This is a genomic window from Massilia sp. DJPM01 (assembly GCF_030348125.1).
In the GTDB taxonomy this organism is placed as follows: Bacteria; Pseudomonadota; Gammaproteobacteria; order Burkholderiales; family Burkholderiaceae_D; genus Telluria_A; species Telluria_A frigida.
In genome coordinates this window covers 10,713-27,652 of sequence record NZ_JAQOZV010000042.1, presented here as the reverse complement: position 1 = coordinate 27,652, position 16,940 = coordinate 10,713, and the positions used below count along the sequence as shown (strand labels likewise).

Genomic DNA, 16,940 nt, shown 5'->3' with positions numbered 1-16,940 from the left:
ATGCCCTCGATCAGCCGCCGCGCCTACGCCGACATGTTCGGCCCCACCACGGGCGACCGCATCCGCCTTGCCGACACCGACCTGTTCATCGAGATCGAACGCGATTACGCCATGTATGGAGAGGAGGTCAAGTTCGGCGGCGGTAAAACCATCCGCGATGGGATGGGCCAGTCGCAGCGGCTGCACGCAGGCGTGATGGATACCGTCATCACCAACGCCGTCATCGTCGACCACTGGGGCATCGTCAAGGCCGATATCGGCCTGAAAAACGGCCTGATCGCCGCTATCGGCAAGGCCGGCAACCCGGATGTGCAGCCCGGCGTGACCATGGCCATCGGCGGGGCCACTGAAATCATCGCCGGCGAAGGCCTGATCGTCACCGCCGGCGGGGTCGATACGCACATTCACTTCATCTGTCCGCAGCAGATCGAAGAAGCCTTGATGAGCGGGATCACCACCATGATCGGCGGCGGCACGGGGCCGGCGACCGGCACCGCGGCCACCACCTGCACGCCCGGTCCCTGGCACTTGCACTCGATGCTGGGCGCGGCCGACGCCTTTCCGATGAACCTGGGCTTCATGGGCAAGGGGAACGTGAGCCTGCCAGGACCGCTGGAGGAACAGGTGCTGGCCGGTGCCATCGGCCTGAAACTGCACGAAGACTGGGGCAGCACCCCGGCCGCCATCGACAACTGCCTGGCGGTGGCCGAGCGCATGGATGTGCAGGTGGCGCTGCATTCCGATACCCTCAACGAAGGCGGCTTCCTGGAGACCACGCTGGCCGCCTTCAAGGACCGCACCATCCATACCTTCCATACCGAAGGCGCGGGCGGCGGCCATGCGCCGGACATCATCGCTGCCGTCGGGCAGGACAACGTGCTGCCCTCGTCGACCAATCCGACCCGCCCGTTCACCGTCAACACGCTCGACGAGCACCTCGACATGCTGATGGTATGCCACCACCTCGACCCGGCCATTGCGGAAGACGTGGCGTTCGCCGAGTCGCGCATCCGGCGCGAGACGATAGCCGCCGAGGACATCCTGCACGACCTGGGCGCGATTTCGATGATGTCATCCGACTCGCAGGCCATGGGCCGGGTGGGCGAGGTGATCATGCGCACCTGGCAGACCGCCCACAAGATGAAGCTGCAGCGCGGGGCGCTCGCGCCAGATTCGGCGCGCAGCGACAATTTCCGCGTCAAGCGCTACATCGCCAAGTACACCATCAACCCGGCCATCACGCACGGCGTGTCGCACGCGGTCGGCTCGCTCGAGGTGGGCAAGATCGCCGACATCGTGCTGTGGAAGCCGGCTTTTTTCGGCGTCAAGCCCTCGCTGATCCTCAAGGGCGGCATGATCGCGGCGGCCCAGATGGGCGACCCGAACGCCTCGATTCCCACGCCGCAGCCGGTGCACTACCGCATGATGTTCGGCGCCTTTGGCGGCGGCCTGAAAAAATCGTTCACCTTCGTCTCGCAGGCCGCCTACGACGCCGGCATCGGCGCGCAACTCGGTTTGACCAAAACGCTCATTCCCGTGCACGGCATGCGCCACCTGCGCAAGCGCGACATGATCCATAACGGCGCCACGCCGCACATGGAAGTCGATCCCGAAACCTATGAAGTGCGCGCCGACGGCCAGTTGCTGGTCTGCGAGGCGGCGGCCGTGCTGCCGATGGCGCAGCGCTATTTCCTGTTCTGAGAGGCTTTACGATGATGACATTGCACACCAAGCTGGCGCACGCCGGGCGCGTCGACGATGAACTGGTGCTGGCCTACGACCAGCGCGAAAAATGCCGCCTGCGCGCGCGCCTCGCGTCGGGCGAGGAGGTGGCGCTGTTCATGGTGCGCGGCACGGTGCTGCGCGACGGCGAACTGCTGACGGGCGCCGAACAGCGCGTGGTGCGCGTGGTCGCCGCCAGCGAGCCGACCTACGTGGTCCATTGCGGCACGCCCCTGATCATGGCGCGCTGCGCTTTCCACCTGGGGAACCGGCATACGCAGGCGCAGATCGGCGACGGCTTCCTGCGCATCCGGGTCGACCCGGTACTCAGGGAGATGGCCGAGGGCCTGGGCGCGCGCGTGGTGCAGGAGAACGCGCCGTTCGAGCCGGAGGCGGGCGCATATGCGGGTGGAGGGCACAGCCACGGCCATGAGGGCCATCTGCTGGCGCCGGTCCCGCTGCGCCAGAAGATACACCGGCCCAGCGATCCGGCACCGGCATGAACGCCAGCGCGCTGCTGCACCTGCTGCAGTTTGCCAGCCCGGCGCTGCCGATTGGCGGCTACAGCTACTCGCAAGGGCTGGAAGCGGCGCTGGAGGCGGGCCTGGTCACGGACGCCGACAGCGCCCGCGCATGGATCGCGCGCCACCTCGACGAGGTGGTCGCGCAGTGGGATGCGCCCCTGTTCTGGCGCCTGCTCAAGGCCTTCGAGGCGCACGACGACGCCTCGGTGGCGCTGTGGAGCGAGCGCTTCCTGGCCTCGCGCGACAGCGCCGAGTTTCGCGCCGAAACCATCCAGATGGGCTATTCGCTCACGCGCCTGATCGCGGAGCTGGGTGTGGCCGAGGTGGCTGCGCTGGGGCCCGAGGTGGCGCTGCCGACGGCCTTTGCCTGCGCGGTCGACGCGCTCGCCATCCCGCACGAGGAAGCGCTGCTGGCGATGCTGTTTTCGTGGGTTGAAAACCAGGTGCTGGTGTGCGTCAAGTCGGTTCCGCTGGGGCAGGTGGCCGGCCAGCGCATGCTGCTGTCGCTGCGCCCGCACATCGAACAGGCGGCGCGGCGCGCGCAAACGCTGGACGACGATGCCCTGTCGAACTGGTCGCCCGGCCTGTCCATGCTGTCGATGCGGCACGAGGCCCAGCACGGCAGATTGTACCGATCATGATTTTCAAGGAAGAGAGAGACGGCATGACATCAAATCCCCTGCGGGTCGGCATTGGCGGCCCGGTTGGTTCCGGCAAGACGGCACTGTGCGAAATGCTTTGCAAAAGCATGCGCGACCAGTTCGACATGGCGGTCATCACCAACGACATCTACACGCGCGAAGACATGGAGATCCTGCTGCGCGCCGGCGCGCTGCCGGCCGAACGCCTGATGGGCGTGGAAACCGGCGGCTGCCCGCACACGGCGATCCGCGAGGATGCATCGATCAACCTGGAAGCCATCGCGCGCATGCAGGCCGATTTTCCCGAGCTGGATCTGATCCTGATCGAGTCCGGCGGCGACAACCTGGCGGCCACCTTCAGCCCCGAACTGTCGGACCTGACCCTGTACGTGATCGACGTGGCCGGCGGCGAAAAGATACCGCGCAAGGGCGGGCCGGGCATCACCCGCTCGGATCTGCTGATCATCAACAAGACCGACCTGGCGCCGCATGTGGGGGCCAATCTCGACATCATGGCGCACGATGCGCAACGCCAGCGCGGCGAGCGGCCCTTCATTTTCACCAACCTGCGCAGCGGCGAAGGCGTGGCGGCGGTGGTGGCCTTCATCCGCGAACAGGGCTTGCTCGATGCCGGATAAATTTGTTCGCGCTTTCGGCATGCTTTGGCGAGCCGCGAAGCGTTCAAGCGGCAGCAAGAAACGTCACCTGAAGCGCTCATGGACATTCAGCGCGTGGTTCGATTCTTTTATGTGCGGTTGCATGCCTTTGGCGGAAAGGTCGAGCGGACAAAGCAAGCATCATGGCTACTTTAAAGGGCACAGCAATCCTTAGTTTAAATGACCATCTTGACATCCGGCGATCGTTGCCGCTATCGATATGTACACCGTGCCGATGCCATATAACGTTGGCGGTGGCGGCAAAGCTGTCGATCGAAACGAGGTCGTGATCGTCAGTCGGGACCGCAGGCTTGATCCGGTGGGGCTGTTCTAAGCTATCTGATCCTGGATGCCTTTCTTGTAAGGATGATCTGTAATAGGCGGGTGCGGATAATAATTGACCCAAGGCAATGTTTTGACTATTGAAGTCGGTATTCTTTGTTTTTCCGCTGGCGATTGCCTCCAGCATTCTCCCCGTAGAGGACAGGAAAACCAATGCCGATGCCCAATGCCAGCCTGTGTCCGTCACCTATTCGTCTCCTACCTTCCGCCCTGATACTGCTGCTTGTGATGCACGGCATTGCGCGTGCGGAGAACGGCCTGCCAGAGGGAACGCTGGGCTGGTGGTATTACACCGGCTTCCTTAATCCAGATCGTTATGCGGCCGACCCGATTTCTGCCTGCCAAAAAGGAGCGATGCACCACGCGCGGCAGCCGGTTGTCGCGATGCGGCCGGTCAAAGGCCGCCGCGACTACTTTGAATGCGCCTATAAGTGGCCCAGCTCACACGGCCCCGTTTCCTGGCTTGGGGAGACCATCCTGCGGTGTGAACCGGGGCGGCTGTAGATGTCCATGAAGAGGTACAGATAGAAGTAGATGCCCATGACCGGCGTCGGCAAATAGGTGATGTCCCAGCTAAACAGTTGACCCGGTGCCGTTGCCGCCAGCGCACGCGGCTTGTGGCGAGGTTTCGCAGGCTTTTCAGCACCACGGTGCTTGAGCTGGTTCTCGGCCTTTAGCACACGATAGAAGGTCGATTCCGAGGCGACATACTCGCCCTGGTCGACCAATCGTGGCACGATCTGGCTTGGCGGGAGGTGGCCGAATTCGGGCGAATTGGCGATCTCCAGAACGCGCTGACGTTCCAGCTCGCTTAGGCGGTTCTTGGGCGACTGCACCCGGGCAGGTCGACGATCACAAGCACCTTCAGCCTTATCGTTCTGCCAGCGCTGCAAGGTCCGCTCGCTCAGCGCAATTACCTCGCAGGCACGCCACTGGCTCGCTCCGGCACCGACCGCCTCGGCCACCAAGGCCATTACCTGGTCGCGCTGCGGGAGGGCGGTCATCACTCCTCGTCCTCCCACAGCGCGCGGAACTTTTTTTGCAGAATCAGCAACGCGGCCGCCTCCGCCAACGCGCTATTCTTGCGCACAATCTCGCGCTCAAGTTTGGCAACCTTGTCCTTCAATGTGCGCATTTCGCGCACGCCCGTTGCGGGCTCTTTTACTTCGGCGCAGAAGGCCGCCTCCCAGCTGGTCAGGTGATGGGGGAATATCCCGTGCCCGCGGCACCATGCCTGCAAAGCCTCATCGGATAATCCACCGGTTGCCCGCAACGCGGCAAACTGCTCTGCGGCAGTCCAGTCCTGGGGGCGCTTCTCGCGCGTGGTCGGCGCGTCCTTATTGGTCACAACTTTATTCTTCATCCAATATTTTAACGTGTGGTAATTCACATTCAGGTCTTCCGCGACCGACTTGATCGACCGGTGGCCACGTGAATACGCTTTGACCAAGGCTTGCTCGATAAATGCTTCGGGATACTTTGATGTCATTGGTGCCTCTATAAATTGAAAAATTAGAGGCGATAACTAGTTCCGTTGCCGGGCCGCGAGCCCAGCATCGGCATCCGTCCTGCTCGAAAAAACATCCCAAACCCGACGTCTTGAGGGAACGGGTTCCGCTGCGCTCCACCCGTAACACCCGTCCCCCACGCCCGGAAACGATGTTAAAGATAAAGCAAAAAAACGAACCGCGAACCCCACTACAACGATCAAGATCAGGACATAACTTTGTTCAAAAACACACCCGACAAGTAGTCTGACACAGGGGGGGGGCGGGTTATTCAAAAAAGAATCCACCTAAAATCATCGGAGGAGTGCAAGTCATAGAAGTAATTTTAGAGTAACAACAGTAAGTCCGACGCCGAAAACCCGGCGCGGACGCGGGCAGCCCGTCAGGTCTGACGAGCGCCGCGAATACATACATCCTGATAGGGGTACCTCGAAAAACCGGCCCAACCGTGGCATCATAGCGACTCCACGTTGCTGACCGAATTTCATGGTCAAGACGAGCCTGTTTGCCGACCAGGAACGCAAAGCCAAGCTGAACAAGCTTGGTGATGCGCTCAAGGTGATGGAGCAGCATGTCGACTTCATCGCGCTTGCCGATGCGGTTGACGGTCGGGCGGCGAAGTCTTGAAACAATGTGGTCAGAACGGAGATGGCGAGCAGTGGAAGCAAAAATTCACACTGCCGCCGCGCTTCTAAATTGATGTCATGGTTTTTATGTCCATATTGAAAATAAATCTTCTAGCTGCGCATTAAATGCTAACTTGGATTGCGTCGCGACCGCCCACCGGATCCGGGAAGAGGCGGCTGTTGCCCGCCGACCTGAGTGCATCGGTCTTGGTTTTCCCATTGGCAATTGGCTCCAGCATTTTCCCGTAGAGGATAGGAAAACCCACGCAAGGACCTTGCGCACGGCGCTTGCGATTTGCCTCATTTGATCTATACTATTGTCTCAAAGGAGGCAATCATGTCAAGTTCCAAAGTAGAAGAAGAACTAACGGCACCGGCCGGACCTACCGCTGGCAAGGTGGCGCGGTCAGCTGTTAGCGGTACGTTCGTCGGAGCGAAAGCAAGGTCCAAGCGTCCGGTTACGATGATGGGCACGCAGCTCTACCGTCTTGATCCCCAGGAACGAATCGCAGTGATCCGGCAGGGCATTGACGCGTCGATCATTGGCAATTTGTCCTTGCGCATGGGCATGAGCAAGGAGAGTCTGCTGTCGAGCCTTGGCCTGTCCCGCGCCACGATCAGCCGCAAGGAAAAGGACGCGACGGTGCTTTCCAAGGACGAGTCGGAACGGGTGCTCGGCGTTGAAACGCTGATCGGTATGGTGCAGACCATGGTCGAACAGTCTGGCGACCCCTCGGGCTTCGACGCCGCGCGCTGGGTGTCGAACTGGCTGTCCAAACCGCTGCCGGCGCTGGCCGGCGCGACCCCGGCCAGCTACATGGACACGTTCGAGGGCCAGAAGCTGGTGGCCGAATTACTCTCGATGAGCCAGAGCGGGGCATACGCATGACCGTGGCTGTCTGGCGTATCGCGGTCGAGGCGCCCACCTACACCGCCGATGACCTGAGCGGTACCGGCGCGAAAATATCGGGCGGACGCTGGAACAGCAAAGGTACACCTCTGGTCTACAGTGCCTCCAATATCGCCTTGGCTACCATCGAAACGGTGCATTACCTGAGCAACGGGGGGCTGCCTTTCAATCGCTATCTTGTGCGGATCGACATACCTGAAATTGTATGGGAAGCTCGCCAGGTACTCGCCCCTTTGCCAGGGGGATGGGACGCAATTCCGGCCGGCCTGAGCGCGAGGAATGCGGGAGACGGGTGGGTCGCGTCCGGCACCACCGCCTTGCTGCTGGTGCCTTCCGTGATCGTGCCTGACGAATACAATGTGCTGATCAATCCTCGGCACCGCGACGCGGCAGCGATTACCGCAACCACGATAAAGCGCTGGATTTACGATCCCCGATTCTTTCCGTAAATGAGCCGCCAGGCGCTGAAAGCCCGCAAATCAGTGGCTTAGAATCGCTGCACAGTACAACAGGGGCGTTACGCTGTTAGACAGTTAGACAGATAGACAGTTAGACAGATAGACAGATAGACAGATAGACAGATAGACAGATCGGCAGTCGCAGGAGTGAAGCTGTGCGTCTGGCCAACCTGGAACGGCACTGGCTTTTCCTCGCCGCCCTGGCATTCCTCGCAAACTTCAGCGCTATGGCGCCTGCCATCTGGATAGCCAGGACAAGGAAAGTAGCCCATGTCTAATGCTCCCATGCAACGTCTCGCCGGAAGGCAGTGTCTATGGCTTCCGCTACGTTGCTTGTGAATGTGCAGATGGACAATACTTTGCGCACTAGGGTGAAGGGCAACGGCCGCTGCGCAACTACGGGACTCGCACCCGCCGCCTTGCCGGCTTGATCCGCATGCATGTTTCGATTATGATGGAAATGTCGCAGCAGCCGGTATCGGCACGCAACGCGGCGGCGCGCCGCGCATTCCCCCGACACTTCCCGAGACACTTCAATGACCATCACCATTTACCACAATGCGCGCTGCAGCAATTCGCGCCGCGCGCTTGAACTGATCCTTGCCAGCGGCGCCGAGCCGCATGTCGTCGACTACCTTGCCGAACCGCCCACGCGCGCCGTGCTGGCGGACCTGATCGCACGCGCGGGGCTCGGCCTGCGCGACGCCATGCGCAGCAAGGAACAGGAATACGCCGACCTTGGCCTGGCCGATCCGGCCGTTGGCGACGAGGTCCTGCTCGACGCCATGGTGGCCCATCCAACCCTGATCAACCGCCCGTTCGTGGTCACGCCGCTGGGCGTGCGCCTGTGCCGCCCCGGCGACCTGGTACTCGACATCCTGCCGCGCAAGGAAGCCTGAATGGACATGACCTTGCCCAACCTGAGCGAAGCGCAGTTCGACCTGCCAACCCGGGACAAGCTGGCGGCGCCGGTGCGCTTCGACCATCCGCCGCGCATCCTGCTGCTGTACGGCTCCCTGCGTGAGCGCTCGTTCAGCCGCTTCCTCACCGAAGAAGCTGCACGCATCCTGGCGCACATGGGCGCCGAGGTGCGCATCTTCGACCCGCACGGCCTGCCGGTGACCGACAGCGAAGCGGCCACCCATCCCAAGGTGGCCGAATTGCGCGCCTTGTCGCTCTGGTCGGAAGGGCAGGTATGGTGCAGCCCTGAGCGGCATGGCGCGATCACCTCCGTGATGAAAAACCAGATCGACTGGATTCCGCTCGAAGTGGGCTCCACCCGGCCCACCCAGGGCCGCACGCTGGCGGTGATGCAGGTGTCGGGCGGCTCGCAGTCGTTCAATACCGTCAACACCCTGCGCCTGCTCGGCCGCTGGATGCGCATGGTGACCATTCCGAACCAGTCGTCGGTGCCGAAAGCGTACGAGCAGTTCGACGAGGCCGGGCGCATGAAGCCGTCGCCGTTTTACGACCGCGTGGTCGATGTGATGGAAGAGCTGTTCAAGTTCACGCTGCTGGTGCGCGAGCGCAGCGATTATCTGGTCGACCGCTACAGCGAGCGGCGCGACGCCGCCCAGCGCCAGGCGTAAAAGCGGCGCGCCGCCTAGCGCCAGCAATACGGCCAGAAGGTGAGCGCGCCGATCAGCACCGCCCCAACGGCGGCAATCAGCACGCCGCCGGCCGCGATGTCCTTGGCATGCTTGACGGCGATCGCGTAGCCCGGCGAGACCACGTCGCACACATATTCGACCGCCGTGTTGATGGTCTCGGCCACCCACACGGCCACCATCGCCACCACCAGCCAGCGCCAGTCGGACGCGCTGACCTTGAAATAGAACGCCAGCCCGGCCACGGTCACGCTCGCGATCAGGTGCAGCCACGCGTTGTGCTGGGTCTTGAGCATGAACACGATGCCCGCGATGGCGTAGCCGAAGCTCTTGGAGCGCGCCGCCAGCGAAAAAGGCTGCGGCGTGCCGACGTTTTTAGTCTCGTTCATGGTTGGTCCGTAGGGTTGATCAAGCGCCAGTCCTGGGCCTGGCCCGGCCGCCGCGCAGCCACGGTCAGCCATGATGTTAATCCGATGACGCCACCGATCACAGCGGCGAGCAGCACGCAGCAAGCCATTATCCGCCTCCTTGCGCGCGCACGTGCAGGCTGGTGCGCCCGCCCAGGGTCAGGTTGAAGCGTGCCGCGCCGCCGGCGTCGGCCGTCATCGCGATGTCGTTGGCAAGGTACTGCGCGTTCGGCCGCAGGCCGCTCAAGCCGATGGCGTGGACGCCGTCGGCGTACAGCACGGCGCGCAGGCCATCGCCATCGGCGTGGGCGCTGGCGACCAGGATGGCGGGGTAGGCCAGGCCGTCCAGTTGCGGTCCCGCGAGCGCCGGCGGCGCCTGGATCAGTTGGCGGAAGCCGTCGCGGGTGCCGGCGCGCGCCATCAGTTCCACGCCATGCGCCCAGACCGACGCCTTGCGGCGGTGGATCACGCCATCCTTGAGTACACTCGGGCATTCCATTTCCAGCGCTTCCATGCAGGCGCGGTTGACCGCGCTGTCGCCCAGTTCCGCCGCTGCCAGCGCGGTGGCGCTGTAGGCGCTGGCGCGCGAGAAGCCGTAGTTGCCGGTATCGATAGGCCAGAAGGCGCGGCGGCGCAACGCGCCATTGCGGTCGAACAGCTGGCGGCGCAGCAGCAGCCACTGGCGCCGTGCCAGGTCGGGCGCGATCGTGTTGAGGAAAAAGCAGGGCATCGCCAGCGGCATCACACCGCCAATGGCTGGCAGGGCCAGGCCGGTACGGGCCGATTTGCAGGGGACGTAGCGCCCGAAACCGTCCAGGAATTCGGCTTCCAGATGGTGGCGGAAGTCCTGCGCGCGGCCGGCCCAGCGCTGCTCGCGGTGCTGGGCGTCGAACGCCATGATCGCGCTGGCGCCGATGGTATTGCAAAGCGGGTAAACCCAATTCGGTTCGCACGCAATCAGGTAAAACGGCGAGGCCGTGTATTCATGTTCAAGGCGCCGCAGCAGCGCGCCGGCATCATGCACGTAGCGCTTGCCGGACGGGTGGGTGAGGGTAAAACGGCCCGCTTCGGAAAAGTCGCGCCGTCCCGTGCTGGCACTGAACAGCGCCATTTGCAGCGCGACGAAGCCGGTGTACATGATGTTTTCGCGCGCCACCGGGTCGGGATCGGCGTGCAGGTTGCCCCACAGGTTTTCCAGGCCCCAGTACGACCAGACCTGGTGCTGCGCCTGTTTATCGAGCAGCGCGATCTGGGCCGTGTGCATGTAGCCGCGAAAGGCGGGCGTGAAACGCGCCTGGGTCAGCGCCACGCCGTAGGCCAAAAAGTTCAGTTGATAGCGGGTGGCGGCGGTTTGAAACTGGTCGATTTTCTCGAAGCCGTTGAACTGGTCGAGCGGCTGCAGGGCGCGGTCGAGCGCAAAGCGCAGGCGCTGGAGGTGGTCGAGCGACATCTCGGGCGCGTCGGCGGCGTCGCCGGCGGCGTTGAAGATCACGGCCAACTGGCCGCACTGGCTCGCCAGGTAGGCATTGTCGATCCGCCGTTGACGGCGCGCCAGCGCGAACCAGGCGCTCATGGCGATGGCAGTGGCGCCCAGCGCCAGCGCCAGGCCGGCGTAGACCATCTCGATGGTGGACGAGCGCAGCGCGCCGTGGCGCATGGTGGCGGCGCCGATGGCCAGTCCCAGCCAGGCCAGGGGCGGCGCCAGGATGTTGCCGGTACCGAACCAGACCAGCAGCGACACGCCGAATGCGGCCATGCCAGCCAGGGCAGCCAGCAGGTGGCCGATGCCATCTCGGGTGCAGATGTCGGCATGGGCCAGGAATCCGCCCCCGGGAAAAATCAATCCCATGCCGAAGATGCGCAGGCTGTCCTGGTGCGCCAGGAACAGCAATGCCGTTCCGGCGCCAAGCAGGGCCAGGTAGACCACGAACAAACGGATGACGCGTGCCTGCGTGACGGGGCCGAACAGGCGCGTGTACGGCGGCAGCGGAACGATGTCGGTGTGGGGGTGCATGCCTGCCAGCCAGTCGGATAAAGCGGGTATTTTACTTGAAATGCAATACGGAAATATTTAATTGGTATCAATTTCAACCCGAATTCATTCCCCCTCGCAGGGCCAGGATGTGGCCTGCATGCCGGTGCCTGCAACAAACAACGCTTTATGACAAGCAATGCGCGCCGGATTACTCATTAGCATGCCTTTATTCTTCCGACAGGAAATAAAATGTATTTACTCCGGATATTTTAATTTACAATGAGCAATTGTTTGCAATAGTGCTGCTTAGAACTGTTGCACCGTTCAGATTGTCAGCCGGAGTTGAGTAATGAATTTTCAAGAAGGCCCTTTCGCAGGGGGGCTGGAGACGTTTATCCGGACCCCGTCGATCACGATACGCTCCGGCGTACCGGTCGGCTTGCCCGCCTCGCAATACTGGCGTGAACGGCTCAAGCTGCATGCGCGCGCGCTCCTGAACCGCCGCGTCACGGGCCAATGGCTGCGCGTGCTCAACGCCCATCCGGTGTTTTCCGACCTGGTGCGCGACACCCCCAAGCTGCTTTACAAGATTTATCGCCCGTACATGAGCAATGTGCTGTGCGCCGAAGCGCGCTTGCGCGTGCTGGCGGCCCATTACGGCTTCGTGTTCAGCCGCGGGCTGGGGCCGATGATCGTCGCCGCCGCGCGCGCCGGCGTGCCGCTCGGCGCGGTCGAGGGCAAGACCGGCACCATCTACGAGTTACAGTTGCGCGCCGTGTCCACCATGGAACGCGAAGGCGAGCTGGTGCTGCAACTGTGCGACGCCGGCACCCCGGTATTCTCGCTGGCCTTCACGTTCGCGGAAGAAGAGGGCGAGACGATTGTCTGCATCGGCTGCATCCAGGGGCCGAAAGGCGGCGATGGGCTGGAAGCGATCCGCAACGCCACGCGCGAGTTGCATGGCGTGCGGCCCAAGCATTTGCTGGTGACCCTGGTGCGCCAGCTGGGCCACGCCTTCGGCTGCGGCCGCGTGCGGCTGGTTGGGAATGCCAACCGCGTGGTGCACGGGGCGATCCGGCGTGGCAAGGTGCTGGCCGATTACGACCAGATGTGGAACGAGCTCGGCGCCGAACCCCGGCCCGACGGCGATTTCGGGCTGGCCTGCGAGCCGGTGCGGGAACCCGACATGGAACAGATCCAGTCGAAAAAGCGTTCGGAAGCGCGCAAGCGCCATGCCGTCGTGATGGAGCTGGCCGATGCGCTGGTGGCCAGCATGGTCAAGCGGGTTGCCGGCTGACCTCCATTCCCTTGCCGATCAGCAAAATTGCCCAACCGGGCTCAGACCCCGGTTGGGCAATTTTGCTTTACGGGGCGTCCGGTCAGTGCCGGGCCGGTGCCGCCGGGCAGCCGGCCCAGCTGGTGCCGGCGGGAATGTGTTCCCCCTTCATCACCAGGGTCAGGGGCCCCAGGCGGGCATTGTCGCCGACCTTGGCGCTGTAGAGCACGGAACTGCGCGGTCCCATCGTTACCTTGCTGCCAATCTCCACGTGGTCGATTTTCATTACCCGGTCTTCAAACAAATGGGTCTGGGGACAGGCGAATGCGTTGAGCTCGCTGTAATCGCCGATCGATACGCAGTCGAACTCGGTAATGTCGGTCGTGTCCAGGTACACGCCACGCCCCATCTTGCATCCCAATAAGCTGAACGCCACCGGCAACCACGGCGTGCCGCGCAGATAGCGCATGAAATTGGGCACGGCAATGCCTTCGTACAGATTGGTCACGCCTTCCGACAGCCATACGAACGGGGTCCACATCGGCGCGGAACGCTTGCGGTAGTGGCCCAGCAGCAGCCATTTGAGCGTGAGTACGAACAAATAATTGCCGATGCCGTACCCCAGCCCGGCCAGCGCCAGGTCGGCGATGACGTCGCTCCACTGGCCGGCGGCCGCTTCCGGCATGACGTCGAGCACGACGGTGTAGCCGACCGCGATCACCAGCGCATGCGGGGCGACGATGCGGAACGTTTCCACCAGCGTGCGTCCGATGCGGCGCAGCGCCGATGGCCGGTAGGTCAGCCATTCGGGATAGCCGCTCACCTGTTCGCGCGCCGGCAGGTGGATTGCCGGCGATCCGAGCCAGGTGTCGCCGCTTTGCATGCGATCGTTCTCGGGTGCATGGGTATGCACGCCGACCAGTACCCGTTCCGGCAGGATGGTGCCATCCGGAATGTAGCTGCCATTGCCGACGAAGCTGCGGTGCGAGATGACCGTCGCTTGCATGGTCATCCAGCCGCCATCGATATGTTCGTCGCCCAGCATGACGGCATCGGCGATGAAGGTTTCGTCGCCCAGGGTCAGCATGTCGGGCACCACGCCGAGCGCGGTCGAAATCTCGGCATCGCGCCCGACCTTGGCGCCCAGCAGGCGATACCAGAAGGGCGCGAACACGGTGGCGTAGATGCCGTGCAGCACGTTCAGGCTGGATTCCTGGATATGGCTGACCAGCCATTTGGCACAGTAAATATTGCTATGGACCGCAGAGCGCCCCGGTTGCAGGCGCGGCAGTCCACCCCAGCGGATCGCGGCCGACACCAGCGCCGTCAGCACGATCAGCACGGCACTGGCGGGAAACGCCAGCAGGAAGTAGCGCACCAGCTGGGTCGTGACCTGCTTGCCTTGCAGCCAGGGCATGACTGCCATTTCATCGAGCCAGTCGATCAGCACGAAGCTCGGGAAGACCGGCATGAAGAACACGGTGGTGACCAGCAAGATGCCGAGCACGAAGAACACGGCTTCGCCGGCCAGGCGCGCGCGGCTGACCTGTGGCCGTGGCGGCAGGCTGGACACGAACGCGCCCTGGTCGCGCGCGGGCGAGCCGCCCCATACGCGCGCTTCCGGCACCCGGCTGCCATCGGCCATGGCGGCCTGGCCTTCGAGGTGGCCGAGCGCGCCAATGGCGGTGTTGCCTTCCATGACGGCGTAGGAGGCCACGGACGCGTTTTTGCCCAGCGAAATGGCGCCCAGCAGCAGGCGGCCGCGGTCGACCCGGGCGTTTTCGAGGTTGACGGCGTTGCCGATGCTCACGCCATCGGCGATGTCGAGCAAGTCCGGCGCGCGCAGGGTCATGGAACCGACCAGCACCTCGTTGCCGACGCGCGCGCCGAGTGCCCGCAGCCACCACACGTATAGCGATGAGCCGCTCAGCAGGTACACCGGCGCCGATTCGACCAGCCGGTCGGCCAGCCACCAGCGGTAATAGGTCCAGCCCCACAGGGGATAGGAACCGGCTTTCAGGCGCCCTGCGATGAGCCACTTGCCGGCGATGGCGATGACAAATTCCATCAGCGTGGCGAACAGGAACACGCCGATCGAGGCGGTCACGGCCAGCGCCACCGAGTCGCCCGCTTCGCCGGTGAAGAAGTGATAGGTAAAGAAAGGCGCCAGCCATTGCGCCATGCGCAGGGTGACCATGGGTGGAATGGCGAGCGCCTGGCCGGCCGCGCAGATCCAGCGCCGGGTGGCCGAGGGGGCCGTCCAGTCTTGTTCGGCGGCGCCGGCGGCGGGCGCGTCGGCCAGGGCGATGGCGATCTTGCCGAGCTGGCGTTGCTGGTAAATATCGCGCACGGTGACGTGGGCGAAGGCGGGATCGGTGCGCAAGGCCGAGGCCAGGCGCGCGGCCAGTAGCGAGTGGCCGCCCAGGTCGGCAAAAAAGTCGGCCTCGCGCCGGATCGGCTGGCCCGGGAACAGGGTGGCCAGCGCCTTGAACAGCGCGGCTTCGGCTACCGTTTCGGGCTGGTCCGAGCCATCGGCGGCGCCGCTGGGCGCGGCCAGCGGCATGGCCTTGAGCGCCTTGCGGTCGATCTTGCCCGACGTTAAGCGCGGCATCAGCGGCAGCGCTTCGTAGCGGCTCGGGACCATGTAGGCCGGCACGTGTTCCGACAGCGCGCGGCGCAGGGTGGCGCCGGAAATCGCGCCGTCGCTGGCGCCGCTGGCCGCGACCAGATAGGCGACCAGCTGGTCGATGCCATCGTCCTTGCGCAGCAGCACCGCGGCCGTGCCCACGCCGGCCTGCTGGGCCAGCACGGCTTCGATTTCGCCCAGTTCCACCCGGAAGCCACGAATTTTCACCTGGTCGTCGGTGCGGCCCAGGCATTGCACTTCGCCATCGGCAGCGATGCGTGCCAGGTCGCCGGTGCGGTACAGGCGCGCGTCGTGCGGCCCGCTGGTCCAGGGATTGGCGAGGAATTTCTCGTCAGTCAAGTCAGGCCGACCCAGGTAGCCGGCCGCCAGGCCCGGGCCGGTGATGCACAGCTCGCCCGTGGTGCCGCGCGGCTGCAAGGCCAGCAGCGGGCCTTCGGTGCCGATCACCAGCAGACCGTAATTGGGCAGCGGCGTGCCGATGGTGATTGCGCGCCCCGGTTCCAGGCGTGCCAGGCTGCACGAGACGGTGGCCTCGGTCGGCCCATAGGTGTTGAAGATCTGGCGGCCCGGGCTGGCCCAGCGCTCGACCACGGATTCGGGGCACATTTCGCCGCCGAGGTTAATCAGGCGCAAGGTCTGCACATCTTCGCTGAACAGGGCCAGCAGGGTCGGCACCGCGTGCAGCACGCTGACCCGGTTCGCCGCCAGCATGCGCGGCAAGGTTTCCGGATCGCCCGCGATGTCCTTGGGGCCGATCCAGAGCGTGGCGCCGACCAGGTAGGAAATCCAGATTTCCTCGAACGACATGTCGAACGCCACCGAAAAGCCCTGGTACACGCGGTCGTCGGCGCGCACGCCCAGCACCGCGTTTTCACTGCGCAAGAAGTGACAGATGCTGCGCTGGGAAATCAGGATGCCTTTCGGCTTGCCGGTCGAGCCGGAGGTATAGATGACGTAGGCGGGCTGGTCGGGCGACACCGCGCCGCGCCGCTGCACGCTTTCGCCCGGCGCCAGCGGGGAGAGCAAGGTTTCCGCGCACCAGGCGGGGGTGGCGCCGCCGGCCAGCTGGGCGGCAAATGCCGCGCTGGTGACCACGCCGATGGCGCTGGCGTCGTCCACGCACACTTGCAGGCGCTCGACGGGGGTATCCTGGTCGACCGGCAGCCAGGCGGCGCCGGCCTTGGCGATGGCGGCTTGCGCCACCAGCAGTTCGATGCCGCGCATCATCCACAGCCCGACAATACGGCCGGGACGCACGCCCAGGCCGATCAGGCGCGAGGCGCCGATATCGGCCAGATGGTCCAGTTCGGCGTAAGTGAGGCTGCGTTCCTGATAGATCAGCGCGACCTGGGCCGGGGTGCGGCGCGCACTCGCTTCGAGCAGGTCGGCAAGGATTTCGTGTTTGAGCAGGGAGGGTTCCGCAAGCCCGTACAGAATGTCGGGATGGGCGGCGACAGCTGCGCCGGAAAGCAAAGTTGATTCAAGCATTGATACCACGTGGTTGGACGGCGCGGGGGGACCTCGGCGCCACGCGTCAAGATATAACATTTCCATTCGGACGTGTTGCTGCACGGTTCTTAAATCAGGGAAAATTAAGTGTGTAACCCGGAAGTGCCAGTGCACACGCGGGGTTAATTGCTG

16 protein-coding genes are annotated in these 16,940 nt (G+C 63.8%); 10 read left to right on the top strand and 6 right to left on the bottom strand.

The window, feature by feature from the left end; all coding sequences use genetic code 11:
- The 4 genes from ureC to ureG are packed head-to-tail and all read left to right on the top strand — an operon-like array spanning position 1 to position 3,525.
- Complete coding sequence (ureC, locus tag PO883_RS23495) at positions 1-1,701, top strand: urease subunit alpha (protein ID WP_289311899.1); 1,701 nt, start codon at positions 1-3, stop codon at positions 1,699-1,701.
- A gap of 11 nt (positions 1,702-1,712) precedes the next feature.
- Positions 1,713-2,225, top strand: a complete 513-nt coding sequence (gene ureE, locus PO883_RS23490; RefSeq protein WP_289311898.1) for an urease accessory protein UreE — start codon at positions 1,713-1,715, stop codon at positions 2,223-2,225.
- A complete protein-coding gene (locus tag PO883_RS23485) occupies positions 2,222-2,887 on the top strand; it encodes an urease accessory protein UreF (RefSeq protein ID WP_289311897.1) in 666 nt (221 codons plus the stop codon). The genes ureE and PO883_RS23485 overlap by 4 nt, the downstream gene beginning before the upstream one ends.
- Before the next feature lie 23 nt (positions 2,888-2,910).
- Entirely contained in the window at positions 2,911-3,525 is a 615-nt protein-coding gene (ureG, locus tag PO883_RS23480) for an urease accessory protein UreG (RefSeq protein ID WP_289311896.1), read from the top strand.
- Between the two features lie 76 nt (positions 3,526-3,601).
- On the opposite strand, the gene PO883_RS23475 is transcribed toward ureG, so the two are convergent.
- The 3 genes from PO883_RS23475 to PO883_RS23465 form a co-directional block, all read right to left on the bottom strand.
- The gene (locus PO883_RS23475; RefSeq protein WP_289311895.1) at positions 3,602-4,012 is read right to left on the bottom strand and encodes a hypothetical protein; all 411 of its coding nucleotides are present in this window, start codon (positions 4,010-4,012) and stop codon (positions 3,602-3,604) included.
- Between the two features lie 298 nt (positions 4,013-4,310).
- Positions 4,311-4,889: a helix-turn-helix domain-containing protein gene (locus PO883_RS23470; RefSeq protein ID WP_289311894.1), complete on the bottom strand. Its 579-nt coding sequence runs from the start codon at positions 4,887-4,889 to the stop codon at positions 4,311-4,313.
- Positions 4,889-5,374, bottom strand: a complete 486-nt coding sequence (locus PO883_RS23465) for a transposase (RefSeq protein WP_289311893.1) — start codon at positions 5,372-5,374, stop codon at positions 4,889-4,891. Before PO883_RS23465 ends, PO883_RS23470 begins: the two co-directional genes overlap by 1 nt.
- 505 nt (positions 5,375-5,879) lie before the next feature.
- On the opposite strand from PO883_RS23465, the gene PO883_RS23460 reads away from it, so the two are divergent.
- The 5 genes from PO883_RS23460 (at position 5,880) to arsH (ending at position 8,976) form a co-directional block, all read left to right on the top strand.
- The gene (locus PO883_RS23460) at positions 5,880-6,020 is read left to right on the top strand and encodes a hypothetical protein (protein WP_289311892.1); all 141 of its coding nucleotides are present in this window, start codon (positions 5,880-5,882) and stop codon (positions 6,018-6,020) included.
- Between the two features lie 336 nt (positions 6,021-6,356).
- Positions 6,357-6,908, top strand: a complete 552-nt coding sequence (locus PO883_RS23455) for an MbcA/ParS/Xre antitoxin family protein (protein ID WP_289311891.1) — start codon at positions 6,357-6,359, stop codon at positions 6,906-6,908.
- A complete protein-coding gene (locus tag PO883_RS23450; RefSeq protein WP_289311890.1) occupies positions 6,905-7,378 on the top strand; it encodes an RES family NAD+ phosphorylase in 474 nt (157 codons plus the stop codon). Before PO883_RS23455 ends, PO883_RS23450 begins: the two co-directional genes overlap by 4 nt.
- Positions 7,379-7,923: 545 nt before the next feature.
- A complete protein-coding gene (gene arsC, locus PO883_RS23445) occupies positions 7,924-8,286 on the top strand; it encodes an arsenate reductase (glutaredoxin) (RefSeq protein WP_289311889.1) in 363 nt (120 codons plus the stop codon).
- Between the two features lie 6 nt (positions 8,287-8,292).
- A complete protein-coding gene (gene arsH / locus PO883_RS23440) occupies positions 8,293-8,976 on the top strand; it encodes an arsenical resistance protein ArsH (RefSeq protein WP_289311933.1) in 684 nt (227 codons plus the stop codon).
- A gap of 14 nt (positions 8,977-8,990) precedes the next feature.
- Here arsH and PO883_RS23435 read toward each other — a convergent pair whose 3' ends face one another.
- Positions 8,991-9,383, bottom strand: coding sequence for a diacylglycerol kinase family protein (locus PO883_RS23435; RefSeq protein ID WP_167089060.1), 393 nt, complete (start codon positions 9,381-9,383; stop codon positions 8,991-8,993).
- Positions 9,384-9,510: 127 nt separating this feature from the next.
- Positions 9,511-11,415: a hypothetical protein gene (locus PO883_RS23430; RefSeq protein ID WP_289311888.1), complete on the bottom strand. Its 1,905-nt coding sequence runs from the start codon at positions 11,413-11,415 to the stop codon at positions 9,511-9,513.
- A gap of 310 nt (positions 11,416-11,725) precedes the next feature.
- On the opposite strand from PO883_RS23430, the gene PO883_RS23425 reads away from it, so the two are divergent.
- Positions 11,726-12,673: a VirK/YbjX family protein gene (locus PO883_RS23425; RefSeq protein WP_289311887.1), complete on the top strand. Its 948-nt coding sequence runs from the start codon at positions 11,726-11,728 to the stop codon at positions 12,671-12,673.
- 82 nt (positions 12,674-12,755) lie between these two features.
- Here PO883_RS23425 and PO883_RS23420 read toward each other — a convergent pair whose 3' ends face one another.
- The gene (locus tag PO883_RS23420; protein ID WP_289311886.1) at positions 12,756-16,787 is read right to left on the bottom strand and encodes a Pls/PosA family non-ribosomal peptide synthetase; all 4,032 of its coding nucleotides are present in this window, start codon (positions 16,785-16,787) and stop codon (positions 12,756-12,758) included.
- Positions 16,788-16,940 lie beyond the last annotated feature (153 nt).

Excerpts from the sequence above, each read along its gene's own strand:
- ureE (WP_289311898.1), top strand. The coding sequence starts at position 1,713 with ATGATGACATTGCACACCAAGCTGGCGCACGCCGGGCGCGTCGACGAT.
- PO883_RS23450 (WP_289311890.1), top strand. The coding sequence starts at position 6,905 with ATGACCGTGGCTGTCTGGCGTATCGCGGTCGAGGCGCCCACCTACACC.
- arsC (WP_289311889.1), top strand. The coding sequence starts at position 7,924 with ATGACCATCACCATTTACCACAATGCGCGCTGCAGCAATTCGCGCCGC.
- ureC (WP_289311899.1), top strand. The coding sequence starts at position 1 with ATGCCCTCGATCAGCCGCCGCGCCTACGCCGACATGTTCGGCCCCACC.
- PO883_RS23455 (WP_289311891.1), top strand. The coding sequence starts at position 6,357 with ATGTCAAGTTCCAAAGTAGAAGAAGAACTAACGGCACCGGCCGGACCT.
- ureG (WP_289311896.1), top strand. The coding sequence starts at position 2,911 with ATGACATCAAATCCCCTGCGGGTCGGCATTGGCGGCCCGGTTGGTTCC.
- PO883_RS23475 (WP_289311895.1), bottom strand. The coding sequence starts at position 4,012 with ATGCTGGAGGCAATCGCCAGCGGAAAAACAAAGAATACCGACTTCAAT.
- PO883_RS23420 (WP_289311886.1), bottom strand. The coding sequence starts at position 16,787 with ATGCTTGAATCAACTTTGCTTTCCGGCGCAGCTGTCGCCGCCCATCCC.
- PO883_RS23430 (WP_289311888.1), bottom strand. The coding sequence starts at position 11,415 with ATGCACCCCCACACCGACATCGTTCCGCTGCCGCCGTACACGCGCCTG.
- PO883_RS23460 (WP_289311892.1), top strand. The coding sequence starts at position 5,880 with ATGGTCAAGACGAGCCTGTTTGCCGACCAGGAACGCAAAGCCAAGCTG.
- PO883_RS23425 (WP_289311887.1), top strand. The coding sequence starts at position 11,726 with ATGAATTTTCAAGAAGGCCCTTTCGCAGGGGGGCTGGAGACGTTTATC.
- PO883_RS23435 (WP_167089060.1), bottom strand. The coding sequence starts at position 9,383 with ATGAACGAGACTAAAAACGTCGGCACGCCGCAGCCTTTTTCGCTGGCG.
- arsH (WP_289311933.1), top strand. The coding sequence starts at position 8,293 with ATGACCTTGCCCAACCTGAGCGAAGCGCAGTTCGACCTGCCAACCCGG.
- PO883_RS23465 (WP_289311893.1), bottom strand. The coding sequence starts at position 5,374 with ATGACATCAAAGTATCCCGAAGCATTTATCGAGCAAGCCTTGGTCAAA.
- PO883_RS23485 (WP_289311897.1), top strand. The coding sequence starts at position 2,222 with ATGAACGCCAGCGCGCTGCTGCACCTGCTGCAGTTTGCCAGCCCGGCG.
- PO883_RS23470 (WP_289311894.1), bottom strand. The coding sequence starts at position 4,889 with ATGACCGCCCTCCCGCAGCGCGACCAGGTAATGGCCTTGGTGGCCGAG.